Raw genomic sequence first — 19,595 nt, 5'->3', positions numbered from 1 at the left:
CGAGGCCAACAATTTCAGCTGATCTTCGGCGAGCGGTTCAAGTGGAGTCAAGCCAGACTAAACAAGACAGGCTCATTTGTGCACTTCTCTAGGCACATTATGCCGTTATGCCCACCTGTCAGAGTCTCTTATAGAAAGGCTATATTCCAGTAATAGCAAAGTCTATTGCACCTATTAGCAATTCGCGAGATTGCTCTAAAGAACCGATGCAGTCTTTGAGCACATCTTCGGGTATGGAACTAAGTTGTTGAGTCATGAATAGGTATGTCTCGCCTTCGAATTCTATTTCCGGCGTAAGGTTTTTCATATAAAGACTGTTTCTAGTCTTATTCTTTGTGAGCGGTACAACTAACCGTGTTGCTAATTGGTCAATTACAGAGTTTTGAACATCTACAAGAAAGGGGTAAGCTTTATCTGTTTTTGTGCTTGGGTTTTTGTAAACATCAAACTGTGCCATTAGAAGTTACTGTACTCATCACCTATACAACCGTTCTCAGCAACAAACTCGTTATACGCAGCTATGGCAGCTTTGTTTTCTTTTTTCCATCTTTCTTCTTCAACACTTTTTAACTTGTCTTTAAGTGCCTGTTCTAAGGTTGCAGACAGATTAACTTTTAAGTCTCTAGCTTTGTGTAATAAGTCGCTGTTTAAGCTTAAATTCGTCGCTTTTTTTGGGGCATTAATGTCATATAAATCTTGCATGCTATCACTCCAAATGGTCTTAATATCAAGTATACGCATGCGAATGCGCATTGAAAAGAACTAAGTCCTTCTTAACAACACAGATATTTTTGAGTACAGATGTTTAAATCTTGTGCCCGTCTTGCTCTTTACTGAGCTGCAAAGCTAACCAAGTAATCGCATTGCACTTTGTTTCCCTTGAACCCGTTGCTGATGTTGATTGTGTGCGTATTGCTCAAGGCGAAGAACTTGGCCAGCGGCGTGCTTAAAACAAATTTCAAACTGCGTGGTTAAAGTTAGCCACTGTTCGTGTTCAATATTGAGACGCTCTAAAATAGAGGGTAGATTATGCTCAACCTTGCCGCGCTTGTTTGGATGAATATACCGGCTAGTTATATCTACAAGCTGGAAATAGTCTGGAAGGGTGAAAGGTAAACCGTGTGGCATCTCTTGCCTTGGATTGCCAACGAAAGGCATAAGTCGTTTGGGTGTTTTGCCTACTCTAGCCGCGTTAATACGATATTGAATGCTGGTATAGTCAGATGCCTCAGGGGTTTTAGCTATTTTTGCCCGTACCGGGTTTAAATCAACATAAGCCATACAGGCGGCAAGGGCAGACTCATCTAATAATGCTTGAGACTTAAACCGTCCCTCCCAAAAATGCCCCGTGCAGTTATCTTCTTTATTCGCGGCCCTGGCAATATATTCATTCAGTGAACGCATAAACCAGCTGATATCAAATAGCCGTTTACGCCATACCTCAGCCGTTAACTCTATCGTTTTAATTTGGCTTTCGTGTAGGTCTTTGCGTAAATCTGGTGATATATAGCGCTGCGAGAGTAGGGTGCCTTTGTATAGTCTATGCCAACGTTGAATCACGTCTTCTGTACTCAGTGCGTCTGCTTTCTGTTGATTTACGTGTAACACTAGATGCGTATGATTGCTCATCACCGCATAAGCACATAAATCAATGGCAAACACCTCACTCAAAACATGAATTCGGTCTTCCACCCATTGGCGACGGTGTTCAAAGCTTCTTCCGTTTTCCTCACCACACAAAAACGCTCGACGAACACAGCGGGAAACACAGTGATAATAGGGCGTATCCAATAAACTGATTTGTGACTTTCGGGCTTTAGGCATTGCGGCTGTCTGACTCTGATTAACTCTTTGACCAGTTTGAAGAGCTACTCAGGTGAAAGAAAGTGTACAAAGGAACAGTTTGCAAGTTTTAGAATTATGCCTGTCTTGTTTATAACATGTTTATAACAATATAAGGAAAACCTGTCGTTTATAAGTTCATTAATGATTTCCCTGATGGTAGCACTCGTTCAAAAATGGAGTGGCTGACTGTAGTTTCATGGACATATAATGGCTCAACTAATAACGGAATGCCGCTAAAACATGTGAATGAACTAAACTTGAAGATGGCCTTGAAACAATCAGAGGCCGTGAATAACTTTATTTCGACGTATACTCAGCGACAGAAAATGACCTTAAAGAGTTTGTGTTTTATATCGCAGATAGGGAAGTATTTATGAAGCCTTATCTGGTAACGATGCTTATCCTATTGACATTAATTTCTATAAAGATAATGAATGGAGTGACCTTAAAAAGCTTCAGACTGATTTTGGCATATAGCTAACAAATGTTTAAAAAAGGACGCAAAAAAGCAGGCTTGCGTTCCTTCGTCGCTAATTTTAGCCTGCTATTTTCCGCCTGTTCAGACGGGCGTTAGCAATTCTTCGAGGTATCGTCATGAAAATCATATTTGATGGGCAAGGGAACCAAACGACAGTACAGAGGCTTTACCTTTCACTGGAGCATATCGAAGCAGCATCATTCTTTGCAAAATCAACAATAGACTCAGATAGAACAAAAACTAAATATTTCAGCCTAGCTACTATCACTCATTCTGTAGCCTTTTTAGAAGGCTTTATAAATGAACTTCTCATTGATGCAAAAGAGTTTGATGGAATTTGGGGGAACTTGGGCTTCAATGAAGATCACAGAAAGACCCTAATTACAGAATTCAGAGAAATTGAACGATTAGCTGTGTTAAAAAAATACAACAAAGTTCTTGATGTTATTGCTCGAAAAGCTATTAATAAATCTACGACACTATACGATTCGGCATCTTCATTAATTGATTTAAGAAATTACTTAATCCACGCTAAACCCGAAGAACTAATTATTTATAACACTAACAAAATCAAACAATATCATTTTTCAAAGTTGGAGAGGCGCTTAAAGGGCAAGTTCAACCTTTCGTCGGATGCTGGGACATATCTTGGTAGCGGTATTTACCAAACAGACTGTGCCAATTGGGCACTTAATACTGTAATAGATTTTCATATAGAGTTTACGAAACAACTAGGCTCAAGAGCGTATGATATTGAACACTTAAAGGTGAATAGCTAACAAACGTATCAACCCATGGACTAATAAAAAGAAGGTTCATGCTTACACTGATGAGTTTCGCAAGGAATATGCATAGAGAGCAGAAATAATAAAAATATAAGAAAATGAACAAGCCTTCAGAAGCCTAAATTGGGTCTTCGCAGGTTGTTATTGCTGGTAATAATACTTGACTAACCATGACAGGCATATTTGTGTAAAAAGTTATACATTTTATGCCTGCCTTTTTATCTGTATGTATTATATTCCAGTGATAGCGAAGTATATTGCATCTATAAGCAGCTCTCTGGATTGCTCCAGCGAACCAATGCGATCATTGAGTACTTCTTCGGGTATGGAACTAAGTTGTTGCGCTAGAAATAAGTATGTTGTGCCTTCAAACTCTATCTCTGGCGTCAGCTTTTTCATGTAAAAACTGTTTCGAGAATTGCTACTTGTTAACGGTACAACCAGCCTCGTTACCAATTGATCAATTACAGAGTTTTGAACATCAACAAGAAAAGGATAAGCGTTGTTAGTTTTCTTGCTTGGATTTCTGTAAACATCAAATTGCGCCATTAGAAGTTCCTGTACTCATCCCCTATACAACCATTATCAGCAACAAACTCGTTGTAAGCAGCGATGGCAGCTTTGTTTTCTTTTTTGCATTTCTCTGCTTCAATACTTTTTAGCTTGTCTCTACGGGCTTGTTCTAAGGTCGCAGATAGGTTAATTTTTAAACTTCTAGCTTTCTGCAATAAGTCGCTATTTAAGCTTAGATTAGTTGCTTTCTTGGGGGGAATGGACGTCATATAAATCTTGCATTTTATCACTCCAACTAGTTTCACCACTAAGTGTGCGCATACATATGCGCATTGCAAAGTACTAAACAAGGCCGATATCTTTGCTTACATATTGTTTGGCTTTGAAAATGGCCACCATTAAACCAGCAAGCGCACACCTTTTAGTGCGAAGTAAAGCATTAAGGATAGGTTTGTAAATAGGAAGGAAAATAATCATGGGAAGAAGCCCTTTAAGTAAGTACTTATGGCTCGCACTGGGGTTAGCAATGGCTTCAGTTGTCATATCCAGTCTTATACTTTTTATCGGTTTAACCAACTTTGGTCCGTTAGATCCACCAACTGAAAACACTACTGAACATATTTCACAAGTTGCAACATTATCTGCTTCTATTTCAAACATCTTTGCTTTAATGGTGGGGGCTATTGCAATTATAGCCGTTATCGCCGCTGAAAGAGCGGAGACCAAAGCCACTGAACAGCTAAAGGTAGATATTTCACGACTTTGGATGGCGTTACACTCACTTCGTAATCGAGGTCTTCTCTATACCTCGCCAGAAGAAGTTAGAACTGACCTGGATCTATTTGAAGCTGAAAGATCGACCCTGTCTAGCGTTCTCAATGGGCCCACTGGCTTTTCTATGACCGTATGGCAGGCTAAGCATTCATCACGCGATTTTGGCACGTTTACCGCTGACTTAGCTGGGATTCTCAATTTATTAACTCTTAAGACTGGCCAAAATCCGCAAGGACTATTCAATACAATTTCAATAAGAGCTAACAAAACTGCAGACCTTATATCTAATCTAACAGATAAAGATATAAGTCAAATGTCTTCTATTGTTAGAAAAATGGGTGCTGGCTTGGACCAAGCAAGATCAGTAGCACAAAGTGATGTCATCGCAGACTTTATTCGTGAGTTCGATAAGTCATCTAAGAGTCAATTACCGCCCCCAACGCAAGAGCAGGTTAATGCTCTTGCTGATAAGGCATTAAATACTATCGGAGGCAAAGCAGATGAAACCGTCAAACATTTCGGGGAGCGGGCGATAAATGGTAATGAAGAAGATGTAGCAAGATGGCATGAACTAGTCTCCAAGCTAGGATTATGAAAGTAATAAATTAATGCTTAATAATCCAAATAATTCCGCCTGTTCTTAAGGGCTATTTTTCTAGGGAGGAGCACATGCTTTATAAACAAAACTTAAATCTCACTGTTGAGAGTATTTTCGCTTAAACCAATTTATCTGCCTTTGTTGAAAATCAAAATAAAAGAAAAATGAACAAACCTTGAGAAGCTTAAATTAGGCCTTCGCATGTTGTTATTGCTGATAATAATGTTTATCTTTTATGTATCGCTAGCGACATGTCGATAATGGAACAGCAGGTTGGTCGCACGAACATTAACATGCAGAGGTATTTCGTCATTAAGAATTAAGGCTCTGCGACCTAGTTTTCAAATGTTTTACAACACGCTTCAATCTAAAGGGAATTTACATGAATAAAACAATCAAATTTAGCCTATTTGCATTAGGTGCTTTCGCTTCAACGGTTTCCTCTGCTAACCAGATTACTTCAGACTTTTTAAAGAAAGAAATTGAATTAGCGCACAGTCAATATTTACAAGGCTCACCTGAAAGCGGGCTTTATGCACTACAAGCCCTTTCAAGAGTTTTAGAGTTGAATAATGGTAGTGCTGAGTTGGGTCCAAATAATTTATCGTTTACTTATTTAAGAATAGGGTTACTGCACGAAAAGGCGGGAAACCAAGATAAAGCCGAAGAAAATTACATCAAGGCTGTGCGTCATTACAGTGACAAAAATGCAGACATTACCGCGTTAAAAGACGTAGTAATAGGACTAGACCAAAAGCGTAGCTAGCACTAATTCGCCAACAAATTTAAAAAACGCGTATACACGACAGTAGAGCATGATAAGCACAAGCATTAAAAGTAAAATCTAGCTGATATTTCTTTGCGTCGTGTCGCTTTGGTGGTGGTTCTATTATTCTACGCCACAGTCGCTGAATGGCAGTGTGGCACGAATACAATGAGATACTTGTCAAAAACTTATAAACCCAAAAACTAATATGAACGAGCTTATCTTACCTATTTTTCTACATGTGTTGTGGTGCGCTCTGCTTTATGCATTTTTAACAATAGCTCGCGCGCCAGTGGTGTGGGGAATAGGAAAGGGCAAGAAAGGGGAAAACCCATTTCAAAATATTCAACCCAAGATCAGCGCCAATTTAAGCAATCAATTCGAGTGGCCAATCTTTTTTCACGTTATTTGTGTGCTTCTCATGGCGTCGAACCAGCCAATAGACACTACACAAATTTTTTTGGCGTGGGTGTTTGTCATCGGGCGAGTGCTTCACAGCACTGTTCAAATTTTCACTTCAAATGTTCGCTTACGCGGTATGGTGTTCACCATTAATTTTGTTGCTGTGCTGGTGATGTGGGCAGCGTTTGTTGCAAACGCTTTTGCCGTTTAGAAATTAGTTGCCAACAAGGCTTACAATAATATTTCTGGTATCACTTAAGCTGGCTTTTTCCTCAGTAGTCAGTAAAGTAATAATTAGTAGTCGTATAGACCAAGGTTAAGAAGTACATGGAAGTATCAAAAGCAACGCTTCAAAAAGCAGTCGCAAACAATATCATCTCTGAGCAACAGGGCGCTGCGCTCTATCATTTCTTTCAAGAAGAAAGCCTGCATACTCCGTCTTTTTCCTTCACGCATATTCTTTATTATTTAGGCGGTCTAATTGCTATTGGTGCCATGACCTTATTCATGAACCTGGGTTGGGAGCAGTTCGGCGGGGCAGGTATCGTGTTTATATCAATGCTATATGCCGCCGTGGGGTTAAAACTGGCAAACGCCTTTGCAAGCAAAAACCTTATTATTCCCGCAGGCATTTGTGCGACCTTCGTGGTGTGCTTAACCCCTCTTGCTATTTATGGTGCACAGCAATGGCTTGGCCTTTGGCCCCACGATAATACGGTTTATCGCCAGTTTCATACTCGTATTCAGTGGCTATGGCTGTATATCGAACTGGGTACGCTTATTGCGGGAGTAATTGTTGTTTGGCGGTATAAATATCCTTTTCTCGTCATGCCTATAGCGGTAACACTTTGGTACATGAGTATGGATGTAACCGAGTTTCTAGTTAGCGAATACGACGCCTTATATGCGCATTCTTTTGAGTTACACGCCCTTGTTTCCATGTATTTTGGTTTACTAATGACGCTGTTGGCGTTTTGGGTTGATATAAGGTCGCGACATACGGCTGATTATGCGTTTTGGCTTTACCTGTTTGGTGTTATCGCTTTTTGGGGCGGGCTTACCAGTCAGGATTCTGATAATGAGCTGTCTAAATTTGGTTATTTTTGCGTGAACCTTCTTATGATTGGCATAGGAGCTTTATTAACTCGGCGCGTATTTGTGATCTTCGGGGCGTTAGGGAGTTGTTTTTACTTAGGCCATTTAGCTTCTACGGTGTTTAAAGATAGCTGGCTGTTTCCTGTGGCACTTACCGCCATAGGCTTGGGTGTCGTTTATCTAGGCGTAGTGTGGCAAAAAAATGAAAACAAAATTACTAAAAAAGTGAGAGCCGCACTGCCTAAGGCGATGCAAGAATTGCTAGAGAAAAAGGCTTAGTTAGACAACAAGCTAACCGAGCGTTAATCACCTTAAAAAGAAGAGCAGGGTGCTTTTCTTTCACAAAGTGGAAGTTGGAAATGTCGAATAAAAATATCGAATTTAAAGAACCTATTCATCTTGTAACATGGATTAAGTATTTGCTTTATGCACAAGTTCTAATCGCAGTTATTGCCATAGGCTCAAATTTATTGGAGTACCAGCTGTTATCCGACTTTCAAGATGGCGTTTACTTCAGCCAAGAAATGGCAGTGGCAGATGCCGAAGCGAACGACAAAAGGCAGCAAATTATTGCATTAATGTATTTGGGCATTTTTATAGTTTCTGGCTACTTCATTCTCAAATGGATTTATCAATCTAACCAAAATGCACGCCAATTAGGGGCGAAAGATATGGCCTTCACGCCAGCGTGGTCAATTGGGTTTTATGTCATTCCCATTGTGTGTTTGTGGAAGCCTTATCAAGCAATGAAAGAGATTTGGAAAGCTAGTCATAATCCAACTAATTGGCAAATGGAGAGCGCCAGCCCAATTCTAGGCTTGTGGTGGTTTTTCTGGATTGCGAACAATATTTTAGGGCAAGTGGTATATAGAATGTTAGATCGTGCAGAAGAAATTTCTCAAATCATGAATGTGAATATAGTCTCGCAAGTTTCAGAATTGCTCTCCATTCCTTTAGCAATAGTTACTTGGTTGTTAATCAGTAAAATATCATCTGCGCAAATGGCCTCGAGGAATTTTGCTTTAAGTCAAACAGAAGAAAATTCAGATGTAGAAACTGCGGCGGCAACGGTTAAGTAACATTTAAACTCGCGCGCAAGGCTAACTACCAACACATTGTATGTACAATTTAGCCTAAACAGGCTTTATTGAACGTGCGCCAGCAAACTTGGCCTTAATATTTCTTTAGCGGTTCGTTTACTTAAAGATTATACTAGTATGAAAATTGAACAGGTGTTCGAGTCTATTACGTGAATGGGAATAAACAATGAGTAAAAAAGTGCTGTTGATTGGTTTGAAATCAGATGCTGTTGATTTTAAAAAATGGCCTCAATTAACAAAAGAAAAGCTGGAAGCGGCTTTTTTACAAGTTGTTTCAGAGCTAAAAGAAAACGGCTACGACGCAAAATGGTGTTTAACCGACAGTGGCGAAACGGCTAGCGAACAAGTTGTAGATGCGCTCAGTGCTGAACAACCCGATATTGTTTTGGTGGGGGCTGGAGTTAGGACTGACCCCGATCACTTTCTTCTTTTTGAAAAACTTATAAACGTTATTCATTCAAAGGCACCGCAAGCCAAAATTGCATTTAACTCTCTTCCGTACGACACACTAGAGTCGGTACAAAGGTGGGGCTAGTATTAAATACATTAATGACTTGATTTATCAGCTAAATATCGTAGTTTATGTCGTAATTCATCTTGTAACTTATTAAAAAGCTAAAAGGAATTACGAAAATAATGAAAGTTGTAAAAATTACGGCCGTTATTCTAGTGTTGGCAATTATCGCCGCCGCTCTCTCTTATGAAAAAATCATTTCAAATGTTCTTATCCCACAATATATCGACTGGGCTTACGAAACCGATAAGAAGGGTATGGAAATTGGCGAGCCACTCAATCAAAGAGAGCTATCGCTTGCTTCAGAAATCGGCATTTTACATCCCGAAAAAATTAGAGTTGTATACGTTGAACAAGTCCCTTACCCCTACGAAAACTACCCATTAAAAGTGCTTGGAGAAGCCATGGGCTTCATTGGTGAAGGCATTATCAACAACGCTCAAGTGTTCGGTTACTCAATTTATGTAAGACATGGCTATGAGTTAGATAGACCTAGGCTAGCTCACGAACTTGTACATGTGCTTCAAATTGAAAGGGCTAATTTAGATAGTGTTATTACTCAACACTTATCTGATTTAGCGAAGTATGGTTACAACAAGGCGCCACTAGAAGTTGAAGCGTTTGAAGCCAATAAAACGTACAGTGCCGATTGGTAGAAAAAAGAAACTGCCACGCATTCGGTGAATGACAAACTTACTGTTAGAAAACGCATTCACGATGAAGTATCTTAATAAAGTACTTTGATTCGCTGAGCCAGAAAAGTAAATGGTGGCCTTAATCACGTTACGGCAGTGAGGAAACGATATGGACTTTCTTTTTAATGTTTTGATTTGGGTGGGCGTTGTTATATTTGTGATTTTTATCGTCGGCTTTATGGCTGCGGCTAAATTAAACAAACGCCAAGATGCAAATAACCAAAACCAACGTCGACAAAGCGAGGCAAATCAAAACCCCAGCAACCAAAATAAAGAGTAAATCTGGTTACTTCATAAATGGGGTAATTAAAAATTTTAAAAAATTTCACCCCTTCCTATGAGTTCCCCCGTTTAGTGAAAAAAAAGGGGGAACTTTATGCCAACAACATTGCTATCAAGTACAAACCAGCAACACTTAACAGTAAACAGTGCGCTACCGTTCAAGAAAGCACCATTAGCTCAACGTTCTATAAGAACTGCCGTCATCGCCATTGCTGGTGGAGTGGTTACAGCGGGGCTTTTTGTATTAATGGCAGAGCTTATTAAGCAAGACAAAGTAAACGTAAGCGAAGCCCCACCGGTGTTCTTCGAACCCATCATCTACCAACCTGAAGACGAACGAACCATTACTAAAAAGCCAATGGTGCCAATTGAGCAGGTAATTAAAACGCCTCCTCAAAAAGTTGTCGAGATTGACCCTGAACCTAATGAAGGCCCTGGTAATTTTGAAATAAAAACGCATATCCCTAACACGGCTTTGGAATTGTCGATTAACTTAAATAGTGCCAAAGGTGATATGCAGGCTACGCCTCAATTTAGGGCAGATCCCTCCTATCCACCAGAGGCAAGTCGCGATGGTATTGAGGGCTGGGTAAAACTTGGGTTCACTGTTAGTGCTAGTGGGGCAGTATCTGACATCACGGTTTTAGACTCAGAGCCTAAGCGTGTGTTTGATAGAGCCGCACGCAAAGCGCTTAAAAAATGGAAATACAAACCCAAACTGGAAAGCGGTGTACCTGTTAGTCAACCAGGTATGGTTGTAGTATTAGATTTCAAACTAGAAAAATAAGGATTGCCTATGAGTATAGGCGCAAGCTTGCAAAACCTGTTTCAAGGTAAGCGCGAAAAAGCGTTAGGTGTGAGTGAGAGGCTAATGCTGCAATATAGCGTTAAAGGTAATGAAGCATCGTTAGCCGCACTCTTTGATTTACACAATAACAAGCTGTTTTATTTTTTGAAAATGCTTAGTGATAGCTCCACAGCAGAAGATATGTGTCAACGCACATGGATAAAAGTGATAGAGAATCGCCATTTGTTTAAAAATGGCGAAAATTTTCAAGCTTGGCTGTTCATAATTGGAAGGAGAGCACTTATTGATGAATTTAGAAAAAGCGCCAATCTTGAATATAACAACGATGTAATAGATTCGTTTTCTTTATCTGAATTGCTTAAGCACGCTCAGTCTTCGATAGAGGACGACGTGGCAAAAGGGCTAGAAATAGACGTGTTCAAGGCTTGTATGCAGCAGTTGCCTTACAAGCAAAAAGAGGCGCTTTCGCTACAGTTCGAGGGGTTTACGCTAGCAGAGATAGCCGCGATCTGTGGCGCTGAAAAAGAAACAGTGAAAACTCGGATTCGATATGCCAAAGACAGTCTTAAAACTATGCTGGAGAAATTGTAATCATGTCTATATCAGATAAAGAGCTACAAGATGCGTTTAAACGCAGCCAGCAAGTGCAGAAGCAAAATGATGCGATGACCCAAAAGGCCAATGCAAGGATACGAGCCAGTGTACTCGCGCATAATAAGGCGAAAGAGAATGAAACTGAACGCGTGTTTGCCGCCATGGCTTCTCATATTCGCGCTTATTTTTCATCTTCAACCCTACGCTTTACCGCTGGGGCGTTTGCTATTATTGCAATGTTTGGGGTGTACCACATTGGAACAATACAGAATAGTCATTCGTTGGGCCCGCAAACAGCGGCACATCGCGTAGACATTGTTCATTATCACGGTTTTGAGGGTGAAGATAAGCTACTAGCTAGCAAAACGGGTAACGATTACCAAGCACGTTTTAATGCTTATACTCAACAATATGTCGAGAGCAAATTAGTGGCTAAAGCGGTGACGTTAGAACCAGCAACGCTGCAAGCGCAAGATGGTTACTGGCTTTTAGTGAACTGTAGTGATCAGAAGGTTGTGGTCTCTGAGAACCTCATTGCATCGTTAAATATTAACGGGCGCATTGAAGGGGATATCAATATTGGCACTCACGTGGCGCTCGCCTTCGATGCCCAAGGAAGAATACTTTCTATTAAACAGTCGAGTAAACCGTTGATGTGCTGATTTAAAAAGCATCAAGCAGGATACGTTCGTAAACGAGGCAAGGTACAAATAGGTAAGCCTCGTTTACGAATAGCAGTATTTTTCGAGGAAGGCCTATTTGTCTAAATCATGGGCCCGAAACGCATTTGGAAGTAATTCACCAATGGTGGTTTCGAAGGTTTCGCCACTTTGGCTAACCATGGTTACAGGCGTTTCGTCTGGGGCAAATTCAGCAATCTTTTGTCTGCATCCGCCGCATGGGAAGCAAAACTCATCGTTCGGGCTGGCAATAACAATATGCGATATACGCTTTTCACCTTGGGTAACCATATTGCCTATAGCAGTAGCCTCGGCGCATTGGCCTAACGGAAAGGCTGCACTCTCAACATTACAACCAGAGAAGGTTTCACCAGAGGGCGTAAGTACTGCGGCGCCAACTTTAAAGTTGGAATAAGGTGAGTGAGAGTTTTTCTGTGCGTCGAAAGCAAGTTGTGAAAGTTTTTCTAAGTTATTTTTCTTCATAGCTACCTGTGTTAACCACCCATTACGCTTTACTTTTACCATCAAATGCGAGAAGGTTGGCGGCATTAACGCCGCAACAAGCGTATACTTAATACTCAGGCGGTTTTTTCTTTTTTTATAGAATGCTTTTTTACCATGTGCAGAAACGTTAGTCTCATCTTTTTTTCGCTATTCGCTGCTATTTTGACCGGTTGTGCGCAAACACCACCTGTTTCACAAAAACCTCAAATGGGAAACCTGCTTTTAGCAGAGCCAGCGCCTGTTAATCCGCGCTCTGAAATGGCAATTGCGCGCTACAACCAGGTGCTAACCAGTCCCGCACTTTCAGATGAAGACAAGGCCGAGCTGCACTTTCAACGTGGCATGCTATACGACAGTGTAGGGCTTTCCGGTTTAGCTCAGTTTGATTACACCCAAGCAATTAACTTAAAGCCAGATTTAGCTGAAGCATATAACTCTATTGGTATTCACTACATTCAGCAAAAAGACTTTATTCAGGCTTACGATGCGTTTGATTCAACATTAGAAATTAACCCTGATTACGACTTTGCATTTTTAAACCGCGGTATTGCGCTTTATTACGGTGGCCGAGCAGAATTAGCCACCAGTGACTTGAATCGATTCTTTGAAAAAGACGAGAGCGACCCTTTTCGTGCGCTTTGGGCATACTTTGCCCACCACGAGGTATCAGAACTAGAAGGTCAAACCTATTTAGCCACTATTCGCCCCACAGTAGATAACAAGCATTGGGCGACCACATTGGTGGATTTATTCTTAGGTACGGTAGATGAAAACGACGTGCTGAACTCTTTATTGGTTGGCATTAAAAGTCAAAAAGCCTTAACAGACAGGCTTTGCGAAGCCTACTTTTATCTTGGAAAGTATCACTCTCAGCGCGGAAATAGTGGTATTGCATCAAACTACTTCAAGCTTGCGCTAAGCACTAATGTGTTTGATTATGTTGAACACCGTTACGCAAGAATGGAACTTAACCGTTTGCGTGAACAAGCTAGCAGCGACGCGGTTAGCGAAGAGTAAGCTACAAGCGTTATGCGAGGCTTATTTCTAGCAGTGTTTGCACTGCTCGTCGTTGCGGGCGACAGTGGGCGCTACATTCCCCAACTTATTGCTAACGCAGTGAGTGTACTTTCTTCGCAAAGCCACTTGCTGCCCGCCGATTTTCAAAAAGAAAACAGCGAGGCTGTCGATGTTTCTCCATTAAACCCGCCACGCACGAAAGCTAATGAAGCACTAGCGCTGTTATGGCTGGCGGCGAAGCAGGGCAGTGATGAAGCGCAATCTCAAATGGTTATGGTGTTTGAGCGAGCCTTTAACACAGCGTTTTCATCCGCCAAATCGATAAATGAAGACACTGCCACGTACTTTCTAGAAAAGCTTGTTAACCTAGAAAATGCAGATGCAGCGTGGCTGCTTTACCAAATATTAGGTGAAGAAGGCGCGTCGCAGCGCTTTATGCGCTTAGCCGCATTGGGCGAGGTGGCTGAAGCACAGTTGGCATTTGCAATGTCTACCGATTCCCCCGAAAAGCGTGAGAAGTGGCTCGTGCGGGCTGCTTCACAAAACTATGTACCTGCACAAGCAGCACTGGCCGATTGGTATTTGCTGCATGGGCAGCAGCAGCTCGCCAAGCCTCTGCTTGCCGCAACGGCTACGTTAGACATGCAAAGTGCATTTAAATACGCCCGCCTATTGTGGGATGAAGGCGAATATTCACAGGCTAAGCAACATTTTACCTTCGCAGCAAAACAAGGGCATCGCCAAGCAAGCAAAGCGCTAGAAACGATTAACCTTTACACCCCGTACACTTTAAGCCAAGCATCAAAGCACTCGGTGCCGTTTAGTTGGGAAAGCGACACTCAATGCCTTCAACGAGTGCAGCCGTTTGCAACAAGCCTGGCAACGATTATGCGAGCGCACAATCTTTATAATGAATACATAAACGATGAAAGGTTACAGAATCTTTCAATTTGCATAGCGCCACCTATCTGGCTTAAACCTGATGTTTTAAGCTGCGATTCAAATTACAAAAATGCCGGTATCTTGGGTTGTAATATAACGCCATTAGCGAGCATCGCGAAAAAGCATAAATTCAGTCACGCGATTGTAGTGGCAGAACAGGGCAAAGCTAACGTTCAAAATGGCGTAATGTACTTAGACATTAGCGATGCGTACTCGGTATTTGTCCACGAACTCGCACACTTTGCAGGTTTTGCTGACGAGTACCCCATTGGTAAAGGCATGGCTAATAAACTGTGCAATGAAAATGGAATGGGCGACTTTTCTCCGCCCAACCTTATTGTTGACACTGATTATTGGTATGCGCCCTATAAGACGGTGGAGAATTGGTTAAACATAGACCCTTCAACCATTATTGCGCGTTCTAAAACCTGTACGGTGCTGGGCGCAAATAGTTATAAACCGAGCCGCAGAATAACGTTTATGGAACATCACGATAGTGGTGTGATACCGCCGCTGTATCTTGTGCTGTGGCAGCAGCAATTAGAAAAACAAAACGCACAACGGCCTATTTCAATGAATTTCTTTCAAGCTTTTCACAACAGTGGAAATCAAAAAGAGGCAGCACACTGGTTAGCTGAATACGAGGCCTTTACCGGCGGTAAGTAAATACCCAATTAATGGCTAGCTGTAATTGACTAAACTGATTAGTACACTCGCTTTTAGTCAGCGAGTGTGTGCTTAAGCTCTCGAACCCACATAGATGTAGCGCCACAAATCGCAACGGGCATAACAATAAAGTTAACGACTGGAATGAGGGAAAATACATTCACCATCATGCCAAAGGTCATGGCTTTTCCTTTATGCTCGCTTAAGTGCAAGCGCATGCGTGTAAAGTCTATTTTGTGGTTGTCGTAAGGGTAATCGCAATATTGAATGGCCATCATCCATGCATTAAATAAGAACCACAGTATTTGGCCAATTATAGGTAAGAAAAAAAACAGTAATAGAAAGCAGATGGCACGCGGTACATACCAAATAAGTTTTGTGAGTTCGCGGCCTACTGTACGCGGAATATCTTTCACCAAAGACATTACACCTTCGTCTCCCAAATCTTGACCAGTAAGGTGACGTTCCACTTTTTCAGAAAGCACGCCATTAAACGGGGCGGCAATCCAGTTGGCTAGGGTTCCAAAGATAAGTGCGAAAATGAGCAAAACGCTAATGACAGCAAGAGGCCACAAGAAGAAACTGATGGCGGTTTTGATCCAGCCTAACCACTCAGGGACAAGGTCGATAACATAAGCAATGCCCATCTCTATTTGGCCGAACAAGAAATAAAAAGCCACTGAAAATAGCACCAAGTTTATGGTTAGGGGCACGAAAACGAAACGCTTAAGTCCTTTCGTTTTAATAAGCGAAAAGCCTTCAAAGAAATAATGTACACCACCTGAACTCATTCATACTCCTTTGCGTTTGAACGCTGTGTTTAGTAACTGTCTTCTCTATCATACGCACTTCGCGCATTCTGTGCCTAACTCACTTAAATGGTAATTGTTACAAGCTGTTAGATTTGGTAGAGTCGAAGCATAATAACAAAAGAATCTACTGTGTGATTGCATCATTTCTACTTCATCTGCTATTTAAGCCGTCTACTATGCGAATTCGGCTTCCAGCTCTGGTTATCAGAGGAATGATGCATGAGGCTTAAAAAGATAAAGCTTGCGGGTTTCAAGTCTTTCGTCGAACCAACTACCATTCCTTTCCCTGGAGAAATGACGGCCATTGTTGGCCCAAACGGTTGTGGAAAATCTAACGTTATCGACGCCGTACGTTGGGTTTTAGGCGAAAGCTCCGCCAAAAACTTACGCGGTGACGCCATGACCGACGTAATTTTTAATGGCTCTTCTTCCCGTAAACCCGTTGGACAGTGCAGCGTTGAACTTGTGTTCGACAATAGCTCTGGGCGAATATCTGGCGAATTTGCCAACTATAATGAGCTGTCTGTTAAGCGCTTGGTTACGCGAGACGCGACTTCCACTTATTTCCTCAACGGCACCAAATGTCGTAGACGAGACGTAACCGACTTGTTTTTAGGTACAGGGCTAGGGCCGCGATCATACGCCATCATCGAACAGGGAATGATCTCCCGGCTTATCGAATCTAAGCCACAAGAGTTGAGAGTTTTCATAGAAGAAGCCGCTGGCATATCAAAATACAAAGAGCGTCGCAGAGAAACAGAAAATCGTATTCGGCACACGCAAGATAATCTTGAGCGTTTGAACGATGTTCGCGATGAGTTAGGTAAACAGCTAGAAAAACTTCAGCGACAGGCCGCCGCGGCGACACGTTACAAAACGTTACGTTCACAGGCCAGAGCGCTGAAAAGTCAGCTTGCTGCCATTCGTTTTCTGAAAAATAGCGAACATATAGAAGCGCTTCAAAAGCAGCAACAAGCTTTACAGCTGGAAGTTGATGATTTGGTGGCAAGGCTCCAGGGCGATGAAGCGGGGCTTGAGTCTTACAAAACTAAACAAGTTGAGACAAAGCAAGCCATTGATGACCTTCAGCAGCAGTTGTTTACAACAAGCAATTCTATTACACGATTAGAGCAAAATGCGCTTCACGCCAAACAGCGCAAGGCGCAAGTAGAGCAAGAGCTATCGCATTTAAACGAAAAGCACGACTTATTAAATCATTCAATTTCTGAGGCACAGGAGGCTTTGGCGGTATCCAACGATGCACTTGAGGATATTGCGCCGGAAATGACGTTGAAAGAAGCCGAATTAGAGCATGCTAGAGATCGTTTTGAAGACTCAGAGCAAGCTTTAAGAGAGTTTAACGCCAAAGCACGAGAACAAGAGCAAACTTACAATCAGCTTCGTCACAATGTGCAGCAGTGCCACAGTCAAATTCAATCGACGATGAGCATGCAGCTTCGTACATCTCAGCGTATCAGTGAGCTTCACGAAGAACTGAAACAGTTAGACAACGAAGATTTTTCTAGTCAGATTGCACTTTTAGAAGGGCAGCGCGAAGAACTCAGCATTGAAATTGAAGACGCTCAACGTGCGCTTCAAACAGCAATTGAAACAGTGCTGCAACAAGAAAGTGAAGCAAAATCAATTGAAGCAAGCCTTCGTGAAGCTCTAGGGCAATTACAAACCGCAAAATCGACAAAAGCCGCATTAGAAGCGCTTCAGCAAGATGCTTCTAGTAACGATGATGTGCTACTGGAAGGCATAGAAAAGTTATGGCAACAGTTTAGTTCAAGCCAAACACTTGCGCGCTGTGTAGAGTGTATTTTGCAACACAGTAACGACCCTGTGGTTGCAAAAAGTCATGGCATTCAAGCGTTGCTGCAAAATTCAGAAAGTTTGCCGAGCGGTATTAAAGTATTTACCAATGCAGCGTTCATTACTAATGCAAAGGCAGGCTCATTGGCACAAGCGCTATTGCGCGAACGAAGCCAAGCATCTTCAACGTCTCGTGTACCAGCCTTCTTTAACGACATTTTTTTGTGCAAAGACAATGACGACCTTGCACGTACTTGTGAAAACCTTGGCACAGGTTTCACCAGTGCTATTTCACCAACAGGCCTGTGGGCTGGTGCACAATGGATTGTAAGACCGGGCGAGGTGAGTGATGGCGCTGTGCAGCGAGCAAACAAAATTCAGGCTCTTGTGGGCGAAATCAACGCTAAAGAAAGCCTCATTGATGAAGTTAATAATGCATTTGAACGTGTTCAGCACACGCTCACAGAAAGCGAGGCGCAAAAGCAGTCGCAGCAACAAAGAGTAAGAGAAAAAGAAAATCAGCTATCTCAAATAAAAAACAAATTATCGTTGCTAGAAATGCAGCAAGAGCAGCAATCAACGCGCTCTGTTAAACTGAATGATGAGCTTGCAAAACAAGAGCTCATGCTAGCGAAAGAAGAAGAGCAACTTGCACAACTTTCAGAGAAGCTAGAGCTTCAAGAGGCGCAAATTCTAGAGCACGAAGTGCATATCGATGATGTGAACACTAAACGCGAATCTATAGAACGAAACACTGCTGAATTAAGAGCATTAGTCGATTCACTTACCTCGCAAAATCATGCGCTTGCGCTTAAAAAACAACAGCTCGATAATCATCAAAATTTATATAGCCAACAGGTTACGCGTAATCTTCAGCAGCGTGAAGAATACATAAAAAGCAAAGAAAGATTGAAGCAAGAGCTTAATCAGCTTGTTTCTCCTGAAGAGGTTCAAGCAGCCGAGCTTCAATCTCTATTGGAACATAAAGCTGAGTTAGAGCAGTTGAAAAATGCAAAGCACAGTGCACTTGAAAGCATAGAGCAATGGTTAAAAGAGGCTGAAAAAGGCCATCAGATGCTGGGTAAAGATATTCAATCTCGGCAAACAAACATCGACAAGTTAAATATCGATATTGAAGGGTATCGCGTACGTGCTAATACTATATTGGAACAACTTGATGAGACACAGCTGTCCTTAAAGAGCATTTTGGAAACCTTGCCAGAAGATGCAGAGGAAAAGCGTTGGCAAGAAGAGCTTGAAAAAACGCAAGCCAATTTACAGCGTTTAGGTGCTGTTAACTTAGCCGCCGTTGAAGAGTATGAAACACAGTCTGAACGGAAGTCTCACTTAGACACGCAACACGACGACCTCAAAAGGGCGCTAGACACTTTACAGTCTGCCATTCGTAAGATAGACAAAGAAACACGCACACGTTTTTCAAACACATTCGAACAGGTTAATGAAGACCTTAAACAACTATTTCCTAAAGTGTTTGGAGGCGGCTCAGCATACCTTGCGCTTACTGATGATGATCTGCTTGAAACTGGTGTTACCATTATGGCGCGCCCTCCTGGTAAGAAAAATAGCACGATTCATCTCTTAAGCGGTGGAGAAAAAGCATTAACCGCTTTATCATTGGTGTTTGCTATTTTCAGGTTAAATCCGGCACCATTTTGTTTGTTGGATGAAGTAGATGCACCATTGGATGACGCAAACGTAGGGCGCTTTTGTAACTTAGTGTCAGAAATGTCACAAACAGTGCAGTTTATTTATATAACCCACAATAAAATAGCGATGGAAATGGCCAGTCATCTTACCGGCGTAACTATGGCGGAACCCGGAGTTTCGCGTATGGTGGCGGTAGATGTTGATGAGGCTGTGGCCTTCGCTGAAGCATAACAAAGGGCGAA

General features: G+C 41.8%; 23 protein-coding genes. 15 read left to right on the top strand and 8 right to left on the bottom strand.

The features are described from left to right. Positions 1-139 precede the first annotated feature (139 nt). From ACHUFN_RS00955 to ACHUFN_RS00945, 3 genes are all read right to left on the bottom strand, one after another. Positions 140-457, bottom strand: a complete 318-nt coding sequence (locus tag ACHUFN_RS00955; RefSeq protein WP_394220409.1) for a CcdB family protein — start codon at positions 455-457, stop codon at positions 140-142. Then, complete coding sequence (locus ACHUFN_RS00950; protein ID WP_394220408.1) at positions 457-702, bottom strand: type II toxin-antitoxin system CcdA family antitoxin; 246 nt, start codon at positions 700-702, stop codon at positions 457-459. Before ACHUFN_RS00950 ends, ACHUFN_RS00955 begins: the two co-directional genes overlap by 1 nt. A gap of 144 nt (positions 703-846) precedes the next feature. Next, a complete protein-coding gene (locus ACHUFN_RS00945) occupies positions 847-1,824 on the bottom strand; it encodes a transposase (RefSeq protein WP_394220406.1) in 978 nt (325 codons plus the stop codon). Between the two features lie 615 nt (positions 1,825-2,439). Between ACHUFN_RS00945 and ACHUFN_RS00940 the strand changes: the two genes are divergently transcribed. After that, a complete protein-coding gene (locus tag ACHUFN_RS00940; protein ID WP_394220404.1) occupies positions 2,440-3,102 on the top strand; it encodes a hypothetical protein in 663 nt (220 codons plus the stop codon). Positions 3,103-3,339: 237 nt separating this feature from the next. Here ACHUFN_RS00940 and ACHUFN_RS00935 read toward each other — a convergent pair whose 3' ends face one another. The 3 genes from ACHUFN_RS00935 to ACHUFN_RS00925 form a co-directional block, all read right to left on the bottom strand. After that, positions 3,340-3,657 (bottom strand): CcdB family protein, encoded by a 318-nt coding sequence (locus tag ACHUFN_RS00935; RefSeq protein ID WP_394220403.1) that lies wholly within the window; start codon positions 3,655-3,657, stop codon positions 3,340-3,342. Further along, positions 3,657-3,890 carry a type II toxin-antitoxin system CcdA family antitoxin gene (locus tag ACHUFN_RS00930; protein WP_394220402.1) on the bottom strand — a complete coding sequence of 78 codons (234 nt, stop codon included), beginning with the start codon at positions 3,888-3,890 and terminating at the stop codon, positions 3,657-3,659. The genes ACHUFN_RS00935 and ACHUFN_RS00930 overlap by 1 nt, the downstream gene beginning before the upstream one ends. Before the next feature lie 73 nt (positions 3,891-3,963). Next, positions 3,964-4,164 carry a hypothetical protein gene (locus ACHUFN_RS00925; protein ID WP_394220401.1) on the bottom strand — a complete coding sequence of 67 codons (201 nt, stop codon included), beginning with the start codon at positions 4,162-4,164 and terminating at the stop codon, positions 3,964-3,966. Here ACHUFN_RS00925 and ACHUFN_RS00920 point away from each other — a divergent pair. From ACHUFN_RS00920 to ACHUFN_RS00870, 11 genes are all read left to right on the top strand, one after another. Further along, positions 4,148-4,990 (top strand): hypothetical protein, encoded by an 843-nt coding sequence (locus tag ACHUFN_RS00920; RefSeq protein ID WP_394220400.1) that lies wholly within the window; start codon positions 4,148-4,150, stop codon positions 4,988-4,990. The two genes, ACHUFN_RS00925 and ACHUFN_RS00920, sit on opposite strands and share 17 nt — an antisense overlap. Before the next feature lie 385 nt (positions 4,991-5,375). Next, on the top strand, positions 5,376-5,759 hold the full coding sequence (locus ACHUFN_RS00915; RefSeq protein WP_394220398.1) for a hypothetical protein: 384 nt from the start codon (positions 5,376-5,378) through the stop codon (positions 5,757-5,759). A gap of 208 nt (positions 5,760-5,967) precedes the next feature. Beyond that, complete coding sequence (locus tag ACHUFN_RS00910; RefSeq protein WP_394220396.1) at positions 5,968-6,372, top strand: MAPEG family protein; 405 nt, start codon at positions 5,968-5,970, stop codon at positions 6,370-6,372. A gap of 116 nt (positions 6,373-6,488) precedes the next feature. Next, entirely contained in the window at positions 6,489-7,535 is a 1,047-nt protein-coding gene (locus ACHUFN_RS00905) for a DUF2157 domain-containing protein (RefSeq protein WP_394220395.1), read from the top strand. A gap of 80 nt (positions 7,536-7,615) precedes the next feature. After that, a complete protein-coding gene (locus ACHUFN_RS00900) occupies positions 7,616-8,335 on the top strand; it encodes a DUF4328 domain-containing protein (RefSeq protein ID WP_394220394.1) in 720 nt (239 codons plus the stop codon). Positions 8,336-8,522: 187 nt separating this feature from the next. Then, positions 8,523-8,891, top strand: coding sequence for a hypothetical protein (locus ACHUFN_RS00895; RefSeq protein ID WP_394220393.1), 369 nt, complete (start codon positions 8,523-8,525; stop codon positions 8,889-8,891). 101 nt (positions 8,892-8,992) lie between these two features. Beyond that, positions 8,993-9,526: a hypothetical protein gene (locus ACHUFN_RS00890; protein WP_394220392.1), complete on the top strand. Its 534-nt coding sequence runs from the start codon at positions 8,993-8,995 to the stop codon at positions 9,524-9,526. Positions 9,527-9,674: 148 nt separating this feature from the next. After that, positions 9,675-9,845, top strand: a complete 171-nt coding sequence (locus ACHUFN_RS00885) for a hypothetical protein (RefSeq protein WP_394220391.1) — start codon at positions 9,675-9,677, stop codon at positions 9,843-9,845. 96 nt (positions 9,846-9,941) lie between these two features. Beyond that, the gene (locus ACHUFN_RS00880) at positions 9,942-10,634 is read left to right on the top strand and encodes an energy transducer TonB (protein ID WP_394220390.1); all 693 of its coding nucleotides are present in this window, start codon (positions 9,942-9,944) and stop codon (positions 10,632-10,634) included. A 9-nt stretch (positions 10,635-10,643) separates the two neighbouring features. After that, positions 10,644-11,246 (top strand): RNA polymerase sigma factor, encoded by a 603-nt coding sequence (locus ACHUFN_RS00875; RefSeq protein WP_394220389.1) that lies wholly within the window; start codon positions 10,644-10,646, stop codon positions 11,244-11,246. A 2-nt stretch (positions 11,247-11,248) separates the two neighbouring features. Beyond that, positions 11,249-11,911: a hypothetical protein gene (locus ACHUFN_RS00870; protein WP_394220387.1), complete on the top strand. Its 663-nt coding sequence runs from the start codon at positions 11,249-11,251 to the stop codon at positions 11,909-11,911. 93 nt (positions 11,912-12,004) lie between these two features. On the opposite strand, the gene cdd is transcribed toward ACHUFN_RS00870, so the two are convergent. Then, complete coding sequence (cdd, locus tag ACHUFN_RS00865) at positions 12,005-12,454, bottom strand: cytidine deaminase (protein ID WP_394221023.1); 450 nt, start codon at positions 12,452-12,454, stop codon at positions 12,005-12,007. A gap of 93 nt (positions 12,455-12,547) precedes the next feature. On the opposite strand from cdd, the gene nlpI reads away from it, so the two are divergent. After that, entirely contained in the window at positions 12,548-13,450 is a 903-nt protein-coding gene (gene nlpI / locus ACHUFN_RS00860; protein WP_394220386.1) for a lipoprotein NlpI, read from the top strand. A gap of 12 nt (positions 13,451-13,462) precedes the next feature. Next, entirely contained in the window at positions 13,463-15,058 is a 1,596-nt protein-coding gene (locus tag ACHUFN_RS00855) for an SEL1-like repeat protein (RefSeq protein WP_394220384.1), read from the top strand. A gap of 53 nt (positions 15,059-15,111) precedes the next feature. Here the strand turns inward: ACHUFN_RS00855 and cysZ are convergent, their stop codons facing one another. Beyond that, entirely contained in the window at positions 15,112-15,849 is a 738-nt protein-coding gene (cysZ, locus tag ACHUFN_RS00850) for a sulfate transporter CysZ (protein ID WP_394220383.1), read from the bottom strand. 240 nt (positions 15,850-16,089) lie between these two features. On the opposite strand from cysZ, the gene smc reads away from it, so the two are divergent. Continuing rightward, a complete protein-coding gene (gene smc, locus ACHUFN_RS00845; protein ID WP_394220382.1) occupies positions 16,090-19,584 on the top strand; it encodes a chromosome segregation protein SMC in 3,495 nt (1,164 codons plus the stop codon). Positions 19,585-19,595 lie beyond the last annotated feature (11 nt).

Origin of the sequence: Alteromonas gracilis (genome assembly GCF_043642145.1) — a bacterium.
Classification (GTDB): domain Bacteria; phylum Pseudomonadota; class Gammaproteobacteria; order Enterobacterales; family Alteromonadaceae; genus Alteromonas; species Alteromonas gracilis_B.
Note: the sequence above shows the minus strand (reverse complement) of the source record. Positions and strands in the feature narration are given on the sequence as shown.

Excerpts from the sequence above, each read along its gene's own strand:
- ACHUFN_RS00955 (WP_394220409.1), bottom strand. The coding sequence starts at position 457 with ATGGCACAGTTTGATGTTTACAAAAACCCAAGCACAAAAACAGATAAA.
- ACHUFN_RS00950 (WP_394220408.1), bottom strand. The coding sequence starts at position 702 with ATGCAAGATTTATATGACATTAATGCCCCAAAAAAAGCGACGAATTTA.
- ACHUFN_RS00945 (WP_394220406.1), bottom strand. The coding sequence starts at position 1,824 with ATGCCTAAAGCCCGAAAGTCACAAATCAGTTTATTGGATACGCCCTAT.
- ACHUFN_RS00940 (WP_394220404.1), top strand. The coding sequence starts at position 2,440 with ATGAAAATCATATTTGATGGGCAAGGGAACCAAACGACAGTACAGAGG.
- ACHUFN_RS00935 (WP_394220403.1), bottom strand. The coding sequence starts at position 3,657 with ATGGCGCAATTTGATGTTTACAGAAATCCAAGCAAGAAAACTAACAAC.
- ACHUFN_RS00930 (WP_394220402.1), bottom strand. The coding sequence starts at position 3,890 with ATGACGTCCATTCCCCCCAAGAAAGCAACTAATCTAAGCTTAAATAGC.
- ACHUFN_RS00920 (WP_394220400.1), top strand. The coding sequence starts at position 4,148 with ATGGCTTCAGTTGTCATATCCAGTCTTATACTTTTTATCGGTTTAACC.
- ACHUFN_RS00925 (WP_394220401.1), bottom strand. The coding sequence starts at position 4,164 with ATGACAACTGAAGCCATTGCTAACCCCAGTGCGAGCCATAAGTACTTA.
- ACHUFN_RS00915 (WP_394220398.1), top strand. The coding sequence starts at position 5,376 with ATGAATAAAACAATCAAATTTAGCCTATTTGCATTAGGTGCTTTCGCT.
- ACHUFN_RS00910 (WP_394220396.1), top strand. The coding sequence starts at position 5,968 with ATGAACGAGCTTATCTTACCTATTTTTCTACATGTGTTGTGGTGCGCT.
- ACHUFN_RS00905 (WP_394220395.1), top strand. The coding sequence starts at position 6,489 with ATGGAAGTATCAAAAGCAACGCTTCAAAAAGCAGTCGCAAACAATATC.
- ACHUFN_RS00900 (WP_394220394.1), top strand. The coding sequence starts at position 7,616 with ATGTCGAATAAAAATATCGAATTTAAAGAACCTATTCATCTTGTAACA.
- ACHUFN_RS00895 (WP_394220393.1), top strand. The coding sequence starts at position 8,523 with ATGAGTAAAAAAGTGCTGTTGATTGGTTTGAAATCAGATGCTGTTGAT.
- ACHUFN_RS00890 (WP_394220392.1), top strand. The coding sequence starts at position 8,993 with ATGAAAGTTGTAAAAATTACGGCCGTTATTCTAGTGTTGGCAATTATC.
- ACHUFN_RS00885 (WP_394220391.1), top strand. The coding sequence starts at position 9,675 with ATGGACTTTCTTTTTAATGTTTTGATTTGGGTGGGCGTTGTTATATTT.
- ACHUFN_RS00880 (WP_394220390.1), top strand. The coding sequence starts at position 9,942 with ATGCCAACAACATTGCTATCAAGTACAAACCAGCAACACTTAACAGTA.
- ACHUFN_RS00875 (WP_394220389.1), top strand. The coding sequence starts at position 10,644 with ATGAGTATAGGCGCAAGCTTGCAAAACCTGTTTCAAGGTAAGCGCGAA.
- ACHUFN_RS00870 (WP_394220387.1), top strand. The coding sequence starts at position 11,249 with ATGTCTATATCAGATAAAGAGCTACAAGATGCGTTTAAACGCAGCCAG.
- cdd (WP_394221023.1), bottom strand. The coding sequence starts at position 12,454 with ATGGTAAAAGTAAAGCGTAATGGGTGGTTAACACAGGTAGCTATGAAG.
- nlpI (WP_394220386.1), top strand. The coding sequence starts at position 12,548 with ATGTGCAGAAACGTTAGTCTCATCTTTTTTTCGCTATTCGCTGCTATT.
- ACHUFN_RS00855 (WP_394220384.1), top strand. The coding sequence starts at position 13,463 with ATGCGAGGCTTATTTCTAGCAGTGTTTGCACTGCTCGTCGTTGCGGGC.
- cysZ (WP_394220383.1), bottom strand. The coding sequence starts at position 15,849 with ATGAGTTCAGGTGGTGTACATTATTTCTTTGAAGGCTTTTCGCTTATT.
- smc (WP_394220382.1), top strand. The coding sequence starts at position 16,090 with ATGAGGCTTAAAAAGATAAAGCTTGCGGGTTTCAAGTCTTTCGTCGAA.